The organism is Microbacterium sp. ZXT2-5 (assembly GCF_055329545.1).
Genome location: NZ_JBUZWD010000001.1, coordinates 2,812,107 through 2,825,814 on the forward strand (window position 1 = coordinate 2,812,107; position 13,708 = coordinate 2,825,814).

Annotated in this window: 13 protein-coding genes; 4 read left to right on the plus strand and 9 right to left on the minus strand. The window is 72.9% G+C overall.

Translation table 11 applies throughout. From position 1 onward, the window contains the following. Window positions 1-9: 9 nt before the first annotated feature. Window positions 10-1,269 (minus strand): sugar ABC transporter substrate-binding protein, encoded by a 1,260-nt coding sequence (locus tag ACZBH1_RS12565; protein ID WP_463646545.1) that lies wholly within the window; start codon window positions 1,267-1,269, stop codon window positions 10-12. 191 nt (window positions 1,270-1,460) lie between these two features. Here ACZBH1_RS12565 and ACZBH1_RS12570 point away from each other — a divergent pair, with 191 nt between their 5' ends. After that, complete coding sequence (locus ACZBH1_RS12570) at window positions 1,461-2,477, plus strand: LacI family DNA-binding transcriptional regulator (RefSeq protein ID WP_378881661.1); 1,017 nt, start codon at window positions 1,461-1,463, stop codon at window positions 2,475-2,477. Here the strand turns inward: ACZBH1_RS12570 and ACZBH1_RS12575 are convergent. Continuing rightward, window positions 2,472-3,269, minus strand: coding sequence for an IclR family transcriptional regulator (locus ACZBH1_RS12575; RefSeq protein ID WP_463646546.1), 798 nt, complete (start codon window positions 3,267-3,269; stop codon window positions 2,472-2,474). The two genes, ACZBH1_RS12570 and ACZBH1_RS12575, sit on opposite strands and share 6 nt — an antisense overlap. 61 nt (window positions 3,270-3,330) lie before the next feature. On the opposite strand from ACZBH1_RS12575, the gene hutH reads away from it, so the two are divergent. The 3 genes from hutH to hutI all read left to right on the plus strand — a co-directional run bounded on the left by hutH (window position 3,331) and on the right by hutI (window position 7,874). Then, a complete protein-coding gene (hutH, locus tag ACZBH1_RS12580; protein ID WP_463646547.1) occupies window positions 3,331-4,881 on the plus strand; it encodes a histidine ammonia-lyase in 1,551 nt (516 codons plus the stop codon). A gap of 95 nt (window positions 4,882-4,976) precedes the next feature. Next, window positions 4,977-6,668 (plus strand): urocanate hydratase, encoded by a 1,692-nt coding sequence (hutU, locus tag ACZBH1_RS12585; protein ID WP_463646548.1) that lies wholly within the window; start codon window positions 4,977-4,979, stop codon window positions 6,666-6,668. A gap of 33 nt (window positions 6,669-6,701) precedes the next feature. After that, complete coding sequence (hutI, locus tag ACZBH1_RS12590; protein ID WP_463646549.1) at window positions 6,702-7,874, plus strand: imidazolonepropionase; 1,173 nt, start codon at window positions 6,702-6,704, stop codon at window positions 7,872-7,874. A 50-nt stretch (window positions 7,875-7,924) separates the two neighbouring features. Here the strand turns inward: hutI and ACZBH1_RS12595 are convergent, their stop codons facing one another. The 7 genes from ACZBH1_RS12595 to ACZBH1_RS12625 all read right to left on the minus strand — a co-directional run bounded on the left by ACZBH1_RS12595 (window position 7,925) and on the right by ACZBH1_RS12625 (window position 13,690). After that, window positions 7,925-8,395, minus strand: coding sequence for a SixA phosphatase family protein (locus tag ACZBH1_RS12595; RefSeq protein ID WP_463646550.1), 471 nt, complete (start codon window positions 8,393-8,395; stop codon window positions 7,925-7,927). Continuing rightward, window positions 8,392-9,279, minus strand: coding sequence for an agmatinase family protein (locus tag ACZBH1_RS12600; protein ID WP_463646551.1), 888 nt, complete (start codon window positions 9,277-9,279; stop codon window positions 8,392-8,394). Before ACZBH1_RS12600 ends, ACZBH1_RS12595 begins: the two co-directional genes overlap by 4 nt. A gap of 80 nt (window positions 9,280-9,359) precedes the next feature. After that, window positions 9,360-9,710, minus strand: a complete 351-nt coding sequence (locus ACZBH1_RS12605) for a gamma-glutamylcyclotransferase family protein (RefSeq protein WP_336396549.1) — start codon at window positions 9,708-9,710, stop codon at window positions 9,360-9,362. A gap of 97 nt (window positions 9,711-9,807) precedes the next feature. Continuing rightward, window positions 9,808-11,079, minus strand: a complete 1,272-nt coding sequence (locus ACZBH1_RS12610; protein WP_336396548.1) for a DUF445 domain-containing protein — start codon at window positions 11,077-11,079, stop codon at window positions 9,808-9,810. A gap of 102 nt (window positions 11,080-11,181) precedes the next feature. Then, window positions 11,182-12,354, minus strand: coding sequence for an acyl-CoA dehydrogenase family protein (locus ACZBH1_RS12615; RefSeq protein ID WP_463646552.1), 1,173 nt, complete (start codon window positions 12,352-12,354; stop codon window positions 11,182-11,184). Window positions 12,355-12,393: 39 nt separating this feature from the next. Beyond that, window positions 12,394-13,149 carry an alpha/beta fold hydrolase gene (locus ACZBH1_RS12620; RefSeq protein ID WP_336396546.1) on the minus strand — a complete coding sequence of 252 codons (756 nt, stop codon included), beginning with the start codon at window positions 13,147-13,149 and terminating at the stop codon, window positions 12,394-12,396. Window positions 13,150-13,192: 43 nt separating this feature from the next. Then, window positions 13,193-13,690, minus strand: a complete 498-nt coding sequence (locus ACZBH1_RS12625; RefSeq protein WP_336396545.1) for a MarR family winged helix-turn-helix transcriptional regulator — start codon at window positions 13,688-13,690, stop codon at window positions 13,193-13,195. Between the last annotated feature and the right edge of the window lie 18 nt (window positions 13,691-13,708).

The following is a 13,708-nucleotide window of genomic DNA, read 5'->3' on the forward strand; positions in this document are numbered from 1 at the left end:
CAGTCGCCCTCAGCCGACGATCGCCTCGAAGTTCGACTGGACCGTGTCGAGGATCTCCTGCGGATCGCCGTCCTTCAGTCCCTGGAGCGCGGAGTTGAAGTCGGTGATGACGTCGGCGGACCCGTCGTACGTCGGGAAGCCCTGCGCGTAGTCGGCGCCCGCGAGGAAGGCCGCGAGCTCCGGGTTGTCGCTGGTCCATTGGTCCGCAGCGGACTCCGCCGAAGGCATCGGCCCGAACGCCTCCGAGAACGCGAGCTGCTGCTCCGCGCTCGTCATGAACTCCACGAGGTCGAGTGCCGCCTCCTGGTTCGGGCTGTCGGCCGCCATGCCCCAGCAGTTCGTGAACTGCAGGGTGCCCTTTCCGGCGGGTCCCTCCGGCAGCTCCGCGACGATGTACTCCACGTCGGGGAAGTCGTTCGTCATGGCACCGGTGATCCAGTTGCCCTCGATCGTCATCGCGCTCAGCTGCTTTCCGAATGCCTCACCGCCCCAGCCGGCGCCGAGATCCTGCGCGTACGCGAACGAGCCCGCCGCCATCTGCTCCTGCACGTAGGTGAGGGCGTCGACGTTCTCCTGGCTGTTGGCGATGACTTCGCCGTCCTCGATGAGGCCGCCGCCGGCCTGCGCCATGAACGTCCCGATGCGCTGCCACTCCCAGCCGAATCCGAGGCCCACGACGCCGTCCTTCGTGAGCGTCTGGGCGACCGTCGCCAGCTCGTCCCATGTCGTCGGGATGTCGTCCTCGGTCAGGCCTGCCGCATCCCACAGTCCTTTGTTGATGATGAGGGCGAGCGTCGAGAAGTCCTTCGGAGCGCAGTAGAACTGGTCGTCGTACGTGAAGTTCTCGATGAGCGACGGGTAGAAGTCGTCCTTGTTCTCCAGCAGGTCGCCGTACGCGACCAGCGAGCCGTTGTCGGCGTAGCCCGCGAGGAACTCGGGGGCCAGGTAGAACAGGTCCGGCGGGTCTCCCGCCGCGAAGCCCTGCGAGAGCTCCTGCGCCTGATCGGTGGCGACCTTCACCTCGACGTCGATGCCCGACTGCTCCGACCAGGCCGCGGCCGCCTCCGTCACCGCGTCGGTCTCGGCGTCACCGCTCGATCCGAACAGGATGGTGAGGCTTTCGTCGGAACTGGTGAGCTCGCCGTCGGCGGCGCCGCCGCCGGTGTCGCCGGAGTCGTCGAATCCGGAACCGCAGCCCGCAAGGGCCAGTGCCCCGGTGACGAGGAGCGCCCCGGCCCCGAGGGCGGCGCGCGCGATGTGCCGTGTCATGTCTCTCTCCTTTGATGAGTCAGGCGCGACGGCCGGCGAGGAGTCGACTTCGTGTGGGGTCGTTCTAATTTGAACGATCAAAGTCTGCCGTCGAGGGTCACGGTAGAACGGCTCTCCCGCGACTGTCAACCCGTTTGACGGAGCCGTAGGATAACGATTTGAACGCTCAAGTCGGGTGCCCGGGAGGTGCGATGGCGAAGTCGCCGACGGTCGAGGACGTCGCTCGAGCGGCCGGGGTGTCGCGGCAGACCGTGTCTAATGTCCTGAACACGCCGGAGATCGTGCGGGAGGCGACGCGGGAGCGCGTCCGTGCCGCGATCACCCGATTGGGCTACGCGCCGTCGATGGCCGCTCGACGGCTTCGCACCCAGCGCAGTGCGACGATCGGCATTCACCTCGACCCGTATGCGGGTGGTATCTCGGGCATCGTGCTCGACCGGTTCATCCACGCCCTCACCGAGCGGGCCACTCCGCGCGGGCTTCGCATCCTCGTGTACGCGGCCGACGACGCCGAGGAGGAGCTGAGGCGCGTGCGCCAGCTCCGCGAAGGGGGAGAGATCGACCGCATCGTGCTGACCGGCACCTACGCGGGCGATCCCCGCGCCGACTGGCTCGCCGAGCACGGCATCCCGTTCGTCGCCTTCGGCCGTCCGTGGGGCGAGCCCGGCGAGGGCGCCGCGATGGGGAACCCCGAGCGGCCCTGGGTCGACGTCGACGGTGCCACGGGAACCCGTGCCGCCACCGTGCACGCGCTGACCCACGGTCCGCGGGTGGCGTTCCTCGGGTGGCCGAGCGGGTCGGGGACCGGCGATGACCGCGAGCGCGGCTGGCGCGAGGCGATGGGCCGCGGCGAAGATCTTCAGGCCCTCCGATGGACGGCGGTGGACACGGTGTCGGCGGCGCGCGCGGTGGCGGAGCAGGGGCTGGCCGCCGGCGCCGTCGACGCCATCGTGTGCGCGAGCGACACCCTCGCCGTCGGTGCACACCTCGCAGCATCGCACGGCGGGCACCCCGACATGCTGGTGGTCGGATTCGACAACACCCCGGTCGCCGAGGCGCTCGAGCTCTCGAGCGTCGAGCAGCGGCCCGAGCGAGTGGCCGACGCCGTGCTCGACCTGCTGGTCGCCGACACCGAGACGCACGACGGCGCCTGGCACCGCCTCATCGAGCCCGAGCTGATCGTGCGACAACGCGAGGACGCGTCATAGCGGCGCGGGCCTCGTGCCCCGGATGCGGCGCTCGAGCTCCCGGGCCGCGGGGGCCAGCAGTGCTGCGACGGCGGCCGGGTCCCGCTCGCCGTCGGCCGGGTAGGTCACCGCGATCGCCGCGATCGGCCAGCCGACGTGGTCGAGGACGGCGACCCCGACCGAGGCGAGCCCGAGGGTCACCTCGCCGTCCTCGAAGGCCCAGCCCCGCGACCGCACCTCTCTCAGCAGCTCCCGCAGCTCGCTGGGCCGGCCCGGACCCCGACCCGTGCGGTCCGAGAAGGACGCGGCGTCCGGGAACAGGGCGCGCACCTGCTCCCGGGGAAGCGCCGCCAGCATCGCGCGCCCGGTCGCCGTCAGGTGCGCGGGCAGGCGCACGCCGACGTCGGTGACGAGCGCCGGCCGTCGGGACGCCCGCTCCTCGACGATGTAGAGCACGTCCCGCCCGTGCATCACCGCGAGGTGGGCGCTCTCGCCGGCTCGATCCACGAGGTCGGCCAGGACAGGGCGGCCCAGGCGCGCGAGCGGCTGCTGCCGGGAGTACCCGCCGGCGAGCTCGAACGCGGCGATCCCGAGTCCCCAGCGCTGCTCCTCCGGGAGATGCACGACGAACTGATGCTCGTGCAGCGTCGCGAGCAGGTGGTACACGCTCGACCGGGGGATCCCGAGCCCCGTGGCGACCGTGCGTGCGGGCACCGGTCCGCGCTGACGTGCGAGGAACGACAGGATCCGCAGAGTCTGATCCGCCGCCGGCACCTGCGGACGGCCGGGCGGGTGAGCGGGGATGTCTGCCATGACAGACACAGGATGCCACGGCCCGCCGTGCCGGGGAACACCCGGGGTGTGCAATCGAACCATGACCGTTACGACCGAGCAGCTGGTCACCGTCGGCGCCGCACCGCTGACCCGGGAGCACGTCGCCGCGGTGGCGCGGCACGACGCCCGCGTGGAGATCGATCCCGGAGCGCTCGAGCGCGTCGCGGCGACCAGGGCTCTGGTCGAGGGCCTCGCCGACGACCCCGAGCCGCACTACGGCATCTCCACCGGATTCGGTGCGCTGGCGACGACCTTCATCGCCCCCGAGCGGCGGATGCAGCTGCAGGCCAGCCTCATCCGCTCCCACGCCGCGGGCACCGGGCCCGAGGTCGAGCGCGAGGTCGTCCGCGCGCTGATGCTGCTGCGGCTGCAGACCCTCGCGACCGGCCGGACCGGCGTCCGGCCGGTGGTCGTCGAGACGTATGCCGCCATGCTCAACGCCGGAATCACGCCGATCGTGCGCGAGTACGGATCCCTCGGGTGCTCCGGCGATCTCGCGCCGCTGTCGCACGTCGCCCTCGCCGCGATGGGCGAGGGACGCGTGCGCACCGCCGACGGGACGGCGACCGACGCCGCCGAAGCGCTCGCGGCGGCATCCATCGCCCCGCTCGTCCTGCGCGAGAAGGAGGGCCTTGCGCTCATCAACGGCACCGACGGCATGCTCGGGATGCTGCTGCTCGCCCTCCACGACCTCTCGGTCCTGCTCGACACGGCCGACGTCGCCGCTGCCATGTCGGTGGAGTCGCAGCTCGGGACGGACGCGGTCTTCGCGGCCGACCTGCAGGCGCTGCGCCCGCAGGCAGGCCAAGCGGTGTCGGCGGCGAACCTGCGTGCGGTGCTGACCGGCTCGCCGATCGTCGCATCGCACCGCGACCCGGCCGTCTGCACGCGCGTGCAGGACGCCTACTCGCTGCGCTGCTCGCCGCAGGTGCACGGCGCCGCCCGCGACACGGCCGACCACGCGCAGCTGATCGCCGCGCGCGAGCTCTCGGCCGCAGTGGACAACCCGGTGATCACCGACGACGGCCGCGTCGAGTCCAACGGCAACTTCCACGGCGCGCCGGTGGCGTACGTGCTGGACTTCCTGGCGATCGCCGTCGCGGATGTCGCGTCCATCGCCGAGCGGCGCATCGATCGGGCGCTGGACCCGGCCCGCAGCAACGGCCTGCCCCCGTTCCTCGCGCATGAGGTGGGCGTGGACTCCGGGCTCATGATCGCGCAGTACGCCGCGGCGGGCATCGTCTCGGAGCTCAAGCGGCTCGCGGTGCCGGCATCCGTCGACTCGATCCCGTCCTCGGCGATGCAGGAGGATCACGTCTCGATGGGCTGGGCGGCCGGCCGGAAGCTCCGCCGCGCGATCGACGGGCTGTCGCGGGTCCTGGCGGTGGAGGTGCTCACGGCGTCCCGAGCTCTCGATCTGCGGGCGCCCCTGGAGCCCGCGGCGGCGACCGCCGCCGTGCGAGACGTGGTGCGCACCGTCGTCGGCGGCCCGGGACCCGACCGGTTCCTCTCGCCCGACATCGAGGCCGCGACCGATCTCGTCGCGTCGGGGGCGGTCGCGACGACGGCGTTCGCGCACGCGGCCCGCTGATCCCGACCGGTGGCCGGGCCAGCATGTCTGTCATGCCAGACAAGCCGCCGGGCGAGGGTGTTGTCCGCGGCGCGGCCGGTGTGTGGAATCGACTCATGACCACGATCGACACGCACGCGGCCACCGCGCACCCGCCGGTGCGCGCACCCCGCGGTGCGGAGCGCACCGCGAAGAGCTGGGGCGCGGAAGCCGCCAAGCGCATGCTCATGAACAACCTCGACCCGGAGGTCGCCGAGCATCCCGAGGATCTCGTCGTGTACGGCGGAACCGGCCGTGCGGCGCGCTCGTGGGAGGCCTTCGACGCGATCGTGCGCACGCTCGACGAGCTGGGGCCCGACGAGACGCTGCTCGTGCAGTCGGGCAAGCCCGTCGGCGTCTTCCGGACGCACGAGTGGGCGCCCCGCGTCCTGATCGCGAACTCGAACCTCGTCGGCGACTGGGCGACGTGGCCCGAGTTCCGCCGCCTCGAGGCGCTCGGGCTCACGATGTACGGACAGATGACCGCCGGCTCGTGGATCTACATCGGCACGCAGGGCATCCTGCAGGGCACCTACGAGACGTTCGCCGCGGTGGCGCGGTCGCTCGGCCGTGACGACCTGTCGGGCACGCTGACCCTCACCGGTGGCGCGGGCGGCATGGGCGGCGCGCAGCCGCTCGCCGTGACGCTCAACGGGGGAGCGGTGCTCATCGTCGACGTGGACGAGTCGCGGCTGGCCCGGCGCGTCGAGCACGGCTACCTCGACGAGTACACGACCGATCTCGACGCGGCCGTCGCCCGGGTGGTGGCCGCGAAGGAGGCGGGCCGCGCGCTGTCGGTCGGAGTGGTCGGCAACGCCGCCGAGGTCTTCGGCGACATGCTGCTCCGCCACCGCGCCGGCGAGGTCGCCGTCGACATCGTCACCGACCAGACGAGCGCCCACGACCCGCTGGCCTACCTGCCGGTCGGCATCGCATTCGAGGACTGGAAGGCCGAGGCATCCCGTGATCCCGAGGGCTTCACCGCCCGCGCCCGCGGCAGCATGGCCAAGCACGTCGCCGCGATGGTGGGATTCCAGGATGCCGGCGCCGAGGTCTTCGACTACGGCAACTCGATCCGCGCCGAGGCGCAGCTGGGCGGCTTCGACCGCGCCTTCGCGTTCCCCGGCTTCGTGCCGGCCTACATCAGGCCGCAGTTCGCCGAGGGTCGCGGTCCTTTCCGCTGGGTCGCGCTCTCGGGCGACCCGGAGGACATCCGCAAGACCGACCGCGCGGTGGCGGAGCTGTTCCCCGACAACGCCGGCCTCGTCCGCTGGCTCGAGAAGGCCGGGGACGCCGTGCACTTCGAGGGGCTGCCCGCACGCATCTGCTGGCTGGGATACCAGGAGCGCCACCTCGCCGGGCTGAGGTTCAACGAGATGGTGGCGTCGGGTGAGCTGTCGGGCCCGATCGTGATCGGCCGGGACCACCTCGATGCGGGCTCTGTCGCCTCCCCGTACCGCGAGACGGAGGCGATGGCCGACGGCTCCGACGCGATCGCCGACTGGCCGCTGCTGAACGCGCTGCTCAACACGGCCAGCGGCGCGGCGTGGGTGTCGATCCACCACGGCGGCGGCGTCGGCATCGGCCGCAGCATCCATGCCGGCCAGGTCACGGTCGCCGACGGCACGGCGCTCGCCGCCGAGAAGCTCGAGCGCGTGCTCACCAACGATCCCGGCACCGGGGTCATGCGCCACGTCGACGCGGGGTACGACCGCGCCAAGGAGGTCGCCCGTGAGCGTGGCCTGAAGGTGCCGATGCTCGATGCGTGAGCCTGCCGGCGAGCAGGAGGACGGACGGATGCCGTGACCACGATGCTGCTCACGAACATCGGCGAGCTGACGACGAACGTCGAGCGGGACGGGGATCCGTGCGGCACGCTGCACGACGCCGCACTGCTGATCGAGGGGGACCGCGTCGCGTGGGTCGGCCCGGGCGCGGAGGCCCCGAGCGCCGGGGATGCCGAGGTGATCGACGCCGGCGGCCGAGCGCTCATCCCGGGGTTCGTCGACAGCCACACGCATCTGGTGTTCGGCGGGGACCGCGCGGACGAGTTCGAGGCGCGGATGGCGGGCACGCCGTATGCGGCGGGCGGCATACGACGCACGGTCGCCGCGACCCGCGCCGCCGGTGACGAGGTGCTCCGCGCGCGACTGCGCGCGTTCGTGGCCGAGCTGCACGCCCAGGGCACGACGACGTTCGAGGTCAAGACGGGGTACGGGCTCACGGTCGCCGACGAGGAGCGCCTCGCCCGGCTCGCGGCCGAGGTGACGCCGGAGGTCACGTTCCTCGGCGCCCATGTGGTGCCGGCCGAGTACGCCGAGCGGCCCGACGACTACGTCGAGCTGGTGTGCGGCGAGATGCTGCGGGCGTGCGCCCCGCACAGCCGCTGGATCGACGTCTTCTGCGAGCGCGGCGCGTTCACGCCGGACCAGACCCGGCGGATCCTCGCCGCGGGGGTGGCCCAGGGGCTCGCCCCCCGGGTGCACGGCAACCAGCTCGGCCCCGGCGAGGGCGTGCGCATCGCGGTGGCGGCGGGCGCGGCATCCGTCGACCACTGCACCTATCTCGACGACGCCGACGTGGCGGCACTGGCCGGCTCCCGGACCGTGGCCACGCTCCTGCCGGGGGTGGAGTTCTCGACCCGCCAGCCGTACCCCGATGCGCGCCGGCTGATCGACGCCGGCGTCACCGTCGCCCTCGCCAGCGACTGCAACCCCGGCTCGAGCTTCACCAGCTCGATGCCGCTCATGATCGCGCTCGCGGTGCGCGAGATGGGGATGACACCCGCCGAGGCGCTGTGGGCGGCGACGGCGGGCGGGGCACGAGCGCTCCGGCGCGACGACGTCGGCGCGCTCGCACCCGGCATGCGCGCCGATCTGGTGATGCTCGACGCGCCGACGCGCGTGCACCTGGCCTATCGGCCCGGCGTCCCGCTCGTCCACACCGCATGGGTGGGCGGCCGGACCGTCGCGTGACGGGCCGGAGTCGCCCGGGCAGGGCCGGGCGGCTCCGGTCGTCGACGATCTCAGCGGGGCGTGTCGAAGGTCCACTCGTCGGGGTCGAGCGATGATGCGACGTCCCAGTCGTCCGCGTACCACGTGAAGGTCGCCACGGCGCAGGTGGGCATGTGGCCGATGGCGTCGCCGGACAGGCGTCCGGCCAGCACGCTCAACCCGGGGTCGTGCGCCACGACGAGCACCGACCTGCCGCGGCTGCCGGCCGCCGTCGCGAGCAGCACGCCGGCCGGGGCTCCGTAGAGCTCGGGATCGAGCGAGACGCGGACGTCCAGCGCCTCGGCGAACGCGCGCGCCGTGCTGCGGGCGCGCACCGCGGTGCTGGACAGGATGATGTCGGGCCGGAATCCGGACTCCGCGAGCCCGCGGGCCATGCGCGGGGCATCCCTCCGGCCGCGGTCGTTCAGCGGGCGGTCGTGATCGTCCAGCTCCGGGTCGCCCCAGTCGGATTTCGCGTGCCGCACCAGCGCCAGACGGATCATGGCCCGACCGCCTTCCCCGCGAGGAGCTCCAGGACGCACAGCGCCGCCAGCCGCACGGTGCGACCGTCGGGGGCGTCGGCCGTCGCGTCGACCTCGGCGATGTCGGCGCTGTGCACGCGGGCGTCCGCGGCGACGGCGCGCACGAGGGTGCGCAGCTCCCAGGCGGCGAGCCCGCCGGGGACCGAGGCCGGGCACCCCGGTGCCACCGACCGGTCGCACACGTCCACGTCGATGTCGAGGTGGACCGGCCCACCGCCCGCCCCGGCGACCCGGAGCGCCTCCGCGACGACGTCGGCCGTGCCGCGGCGGCGGAGGTCGTCCATCGTGACGACGGTGATGCCGAGGTCGGCGGCGCGCCGCGCGTAGGCGACCGAGTTCGCGAAGTCGGCGATCCCGAGCTGCACGACGCGGCGCGGGTCGAGGCCGTCCTCGACGAGCCGGCGCACCGGCGAGCCGTTCGAGACGCCGTCGCGGAGGTCGAAGTGCGCGTCGATCGTGATGAGTCCCGCGGCATCCGCGCCCTGCGCCACCGCGTAGGTGATCGAGTTGTCGCCACCGAGCGCGATCACGAGGTCGGCGCGCTCCCGCAGGGCGGCCACCGCCAGCCGGACGGATGCCTCGCCGGCCTGCCCGTCGGGCTCGTCGATGTCGCCGACGTCCGCGATGCGCAGGCGGTCGTCCAGGTCGACCGGCGGCGGTCCGAGCAGGGTGGGGCTGTAGCGGCGCAGCGCCTCTCGGATCGCGGCGGGGGTCGCATGCGCGCCGGTGGGGGACAGCGACGTGCGGAAGGCCGGGACGCCGAGGAGCGCGGCATCCCAGTTGCCCTCGTCGATCGGCGGCCACGCACCCGCGCGCGGCCACAGGACGTCATGCGGAAGCGTCACGCTCCGACGCTACCGGGCGGTCGGGCGCGGGCGCAGCCCCCGCCCGCATCGCGGGACCGCCGCCGATCCGCCGGCTCCGGTCAGATGCCGACGTAGACCCAGGCGGACCGGCCGCTGGCCAGCACGACCGAGATCCTCCGGTACAGCGACACCTCGTACTCGTCGGCCGCGTCGATCTCGTCGTCGGTGACGCGCAGCACCCGCCCCACGACCTTGTCGAGGGGATTGCCGGTCTCGCGCACGATCGGGTGCACCGTCAGACCCGACAGGTCCACGACCCGCGGGTCCGCGATCTCGGCGTAGTCGACCGTATAGCCCGGCAGCGCGTCGTCGTCGCCGTCGAGCAGCCTGCCGAACGTGTCGAGCTGCACGTCGGGATGCCGCAGGGTGCCGTAGGTGAAGAGGAGCTGGCTGGGCAGGTCGTCGGACACGCCTCCATCCAACCCGTTGCGCAGCCGTCACGGCGGATCTGTCATCGAGTGTTTACACGGCGGATCCGCCGATGCCCGGCGCGGCCGTGGCGGCGCCTCAGCCCAGCAGCGCGTGCGCGATCGAGAAGATCGCGAGTCCGGCGAGCGATCCCACGATGGTTCCGTTGAGCCGGATGTACTGCAGGTCGCGGCCCACCATGAGCTCGATCTTCTCGGTGGTCTCGGCGGGGTCCCACCGCTCGACCGTGTCGGTGATGATCGAGGCGATGTCATGGCGGTACCGGTCGACGAGGAACACGGCGGCGTCGGTCACCCACACGTCGACGCGGCGCTGGAGCGTGGCATCCGTCGTCAGTCGCACGCCGATCTCGCCGAGCGCCTCCGCCGCCCGGCGACGCAGCCCGCTGTCGGCGTCGGCGAGGGAGTCCAGCAGCCCCGCCTTCGCCGTGGTCCACGCCTCGGAGGCGAGCTCGCGCACGCGCGGGCTGTCGAACACCGCGAGCTTGGCGTCTTCGAAGCGCCCGATCGTCGCGGGGTCGTGCTGCAGGTTCTCGGCGAGCCGCGCGAGGTAGCCGTCGATGGCGACGCGCGCGGGATGCTGCGGGTCGGCGCGGACGGCCGCTGTCAGCTTCACCGCCTCGTTGTACACCGTGTCGTCGACGAACCGGTGCGCGACCGATGGCACCCACGACGGAAGGCGGCGCGAGACGAGCCCGCCGAAGGCGGCGCGATTGGCCGCCAGCCACGCCGCGACCGTGTCCGCGGCGAGGTCGACCGCCGCGTGATGGCCGCCCGCCTCGATGATCCGGCCGAGCCACCCGCCCAGCGGAGGCCCCCATTCGGGCGCGATGAGGTGTTCGCGGGCCAGCTCCTCGAGCAGGTCGCCGACGTCCTCGTCGCTGAGCGCGCGCACCACGCTGGCGGCCATGACGGATGCCTCTGCCGCCACGCGCTCGGCATGCGCGGGCTCGCTCAGCCACTCGCCGAGGCGCGCCGAGATCGCCGTCTGCTCGAGCTTGGCGCGCACCACGTCGGCGCGCAGGAACTCCGTCTCGACGAACTCGCCGAGCGTCTGGCCGATCTCGTCCTTGCGGCTGGGGATGATCGCGGTGTGCGGGATGGGGATCCCGAGGGGGTGGCGGAACAGGGCGGTGACCGCGAACCAGTCGGCCAGCGCCCCGACCATGCCGCCCTCGGCGGCGGCCCGGACGTAGGCGAGCGCGGGCACGTCCTGCTGGAACGCGAAGGAGAACGCGAACAGCACCGCCATGAAGACCAGCGCGCCGAGGGCGACGCCCTTCATGGTGCGCAGGCCGCGCCGCCGCTCCTGGTCGGCGGGGCTCAGCAGATGGGTCGGGGTCCTCGCCATGGGGTCATCCTCGCACGCGCCCGGTGACGCGAGCGCGATACGCGTCGGTGGTTGCGGCAGCGTCCCCGACGAGGTACACGGCGGCCGACCGGCTGCTCTCGCTCAGTCCTCGGTCGGGCCCAGCCACGCCGTCGCGACGGCCGAGTGCGCGGACTCGGGGTCGGACGGATGGAAGAGCCCGGCGAGCACATCCCGGTACAGCCGGCTGAGCTCGTGGCCCGCGAAGTACGACGAGCCGCCCGCCACGAGCACGGCGTCGTCGACGATCGCCTTCGCGGACGTCACCGCGCGGTGCTTGACGCCGGCCAGCAGCGAGAACCAGCGCGGTCCGTGGTCGACGAGCGTGTCGACGTCGCGAGCGAGCGACTCGAGCTGCGGCGGCAGGGCGTCGTAGGCCAGTGCCATGTCGGCGATGCGCCGGCGGATGTCGGGGTCCTGACTGTACGGCTTGCCGGTGCGCTTCGAGGTGCGCCGGTTCGCGGCGTCGACTGCGAGGTCCAGCGCACGGCGGGCGATGCCGGTGTACACCGAGGCCAGCAGCAGCTCGAACACGCTGAAGATGCCGAAGACGAGCGGATCCGCGTTCGGCCCCGGGGGCAGCGTGCGCACCACCCGGTCTGCCGGGGCCACCGCGTCGCGGAGCACCGTCGTGCGCGACTGCGTGCCCCGCATGCCCAGCGTGTCCCAGTCGTCGCGCACCACCACCCGGCCGGTCTGCACCTCCGAGCGGGGCACGAACGCGTACACCATCTGCGGCGCGTTCTCCGTCGAGGTGTCCAGGCCGTGCAGGCCCAGCTGCGTCCACACGGGTGCGAGCGAGGTGAAGATCTTCGTGCCGGTGAACGTATAGCCGCCGTCGGGGAGGGGTGCGGCATCCGTCCCGCTGCCGAACAGCACGAGGTCGTTCCCGGCCTCGCTGATCCCGAACGCGAACACCTCGCCGGCCACAGCTCCCTCCTGCACGAAGCGCAGGGCGTCCACGCCGCGGTCGGCGAGCACCTTCGCCACGCCGGTCCAGACGAGGTGCATGTTCACCGCGAGTGCCGTCGCGGGCGCCGCCCCGGCGAGGCGCTGCTGGAGGACGGATGCCTCGCCCAGGCCGAGTCCCGCCCCGCCGAGCTCGCGGGGGACGAGGATCGACAGGTATCCGGCGTCCTTCAGGTCGGCGAGATCGTCGTCGGGGAAGGTGTTCTCACGGTCGTGCACCGCAGCGCGGGAGCGGATGCGCTCGAGCAGATCGTCGTCGAGGATGTCGCGGGGATCGAAGGGGGCCATCCCGTCATTCTTCCGCGAGGATGCGCGCCCGCGGGCGCGTCAGCCGATCACGGCCCGCAGCGCCGCCATCGTCGCCTCCGGCAGGTCCCGATGGGGTGAGTGGCCGGCGCCCGCCACCACCGACACCGTGAAGTGCCGGTTCGCCGCGACCGCCGCCTCGGCGGGCTTGCCGCGGAAGATCGAGTACACACGGGGGTCCGAGGCGATGACGTGGGTCGGCACCTCGATGCGCAGAGCCGCCTCGGTCACATCCCAGCGCGTGTTCTGCGCGCTGGTCTGCTCCACCGCCCACCGGCTCGCCTGCTGCGCCGACAGCGCCTTCAGCTCGATGTCCTGCGGGTGCCAGTCGGGGTGCTCCGCGCGCACGGCGGCCTGGGACGGGTCGTCGAAGGCGCGGGTCTGGCTGTCGCGGACGATGCCGCGGTCGCGATCGGTCAGTGCGATCGCCGGGTCGATGAGCACCAGCTGCCGCGTCCAGCCGGGGTCGGACGCGGCGGCGAGCACGGCCGCCGCGCCGCCGAGCGAGTGACCGATGACGAGATCCCATGGGCGGTCGCCGGCGCGGGCGACGACGACGTCGGCCGCGTAGGCGGGGAGCGTGTAGTCGAGGACGCGCGGCGCCGATCCGTGACCGCGCAGGTCGACGGCATCGGCCCGCCATCCCGCGTCGGCGAGGGCGACGCCGTAGCGCCACATCAGCGCGCCGTTCGAGCCGAGGCCGTGGATGAGGAGGGCGCGGCGCTCGGCCGCGTGGTGACCCCACGAGAGGCGGGGCAGCGTCACGGGAGTGGGCATGCGCCCAGCCTAGGAGCGCGGGCGCACGGCGGACGAGCCGAACTCAGCGAACCTGCTCGAGCGCGTCGGCGATCTTGCCGAGGACGGTCGCCGCGCATTCGGACTCGTCGTCGGGGAGGTCGTCGATGACCTTCACGATGGCCGAGTGGTGGGCGGCGAACACCTCGTCCACCCGCTGCACGCCGTCGGGCGTCGGGACCAGGAAGTGGGCCCGCCGGTCGCGCGGGTGCTGGACGCGCGTGACGAAGCCGCGTCCCACGAGGCGTTCCACCACGTTCGTCACTGTGGCGCTGGACGTGTCGAGCATCGTGATGAGGTCCTTGGGGCCGAGATCGCGGTGGTCGCGCACACCCTGGACCAGCAGGCGCAGTGCTGTGAGGTCCAGGCTCGAGAGGCCGGAGGCCCGCAGCGCCCGGTCGGACTGGCGGCGCTCGGCGGCGCGCAGCTGCAGGATCGCCGCGCTCAGTCGCTGACCGGCAGCGGAGCGCGGCTGCGCGGCGTAGAGATGCTCGCTCTCGTGGCGGATCACATTCTGCGGCATGGGGCCTCCCCGGTGCTC

Coding starts and splice junctions, on each gene's coding strand:
- ACZBH1_RS12565 (WP_463646545.1), bottom strand. CDS start 1,269: ATGACACGGCACATCGCGCGCGCCGCCCTCGGGGCCGGGGCGCTCCTC.
- ACZBH1_RS12570 (WP_378881661.1), top strand. CDS start 1,461: ATGGCGAAGTCGCCGACGGTCGAGGACGTCGCTCGAGCGGCCGGGGTG.
- ACZBH1_RS12575 (WP_463646546.1), bottom strand. CDS start 3,269: ATGGCAGACATCCCCGCTCACCCGCCCGGCCGTCCGCAGGTGCCGGCG.
- hutH (WP_463646547.1), top strand. CDS start 3,331: ATGACCGTTACGACCGAGCAGCTGGTCACCGTCGGCGCCGCACCGCTG.
- hutU (WP_463646548.1), top strand. CDS start 4,977: ATGACCACGATCGACACGCACGCGGCCACCGCGCACCCGCCGGTGCGC.
- ACZBH1_RS12595 (WP_463646550.1), bottom strand. CDS start 8,395: ATGATCCGTCTGGCGCTGGTGCGGCACGCGAAATCCGACTGGGGCGAC.
- ACZBH1_RS12610 (WP_336396548.1), bottom strand. CDS start 11,079: ATGGCGAGGACCCCGACCCATCTGCTGAGCCCCGCCGACCAGGAGCGG.
- ACZBH1_RS12615 (WP_463646552.1), bottom strand. CDS start 12,354: ATGGCCCCCTTCGATCCCCGCGACATCCTCGACGACGATCTGCTCGAG.
- ACZBH1_RS12620 (WP_336396546.1), bottom strand. CDS start 13,149: ATGCCCACTCCCGTGACGCTGCCCCGCCTCTCGTGGGGTCACCACGCG.
- ACZBH1_RS12625 (WP_336396545.1), bottom strand. CDS start 13,690: ATGCCGCAGAATGTGATCCGCCACGAGAGCGAGCATCTCTACGCCGCG.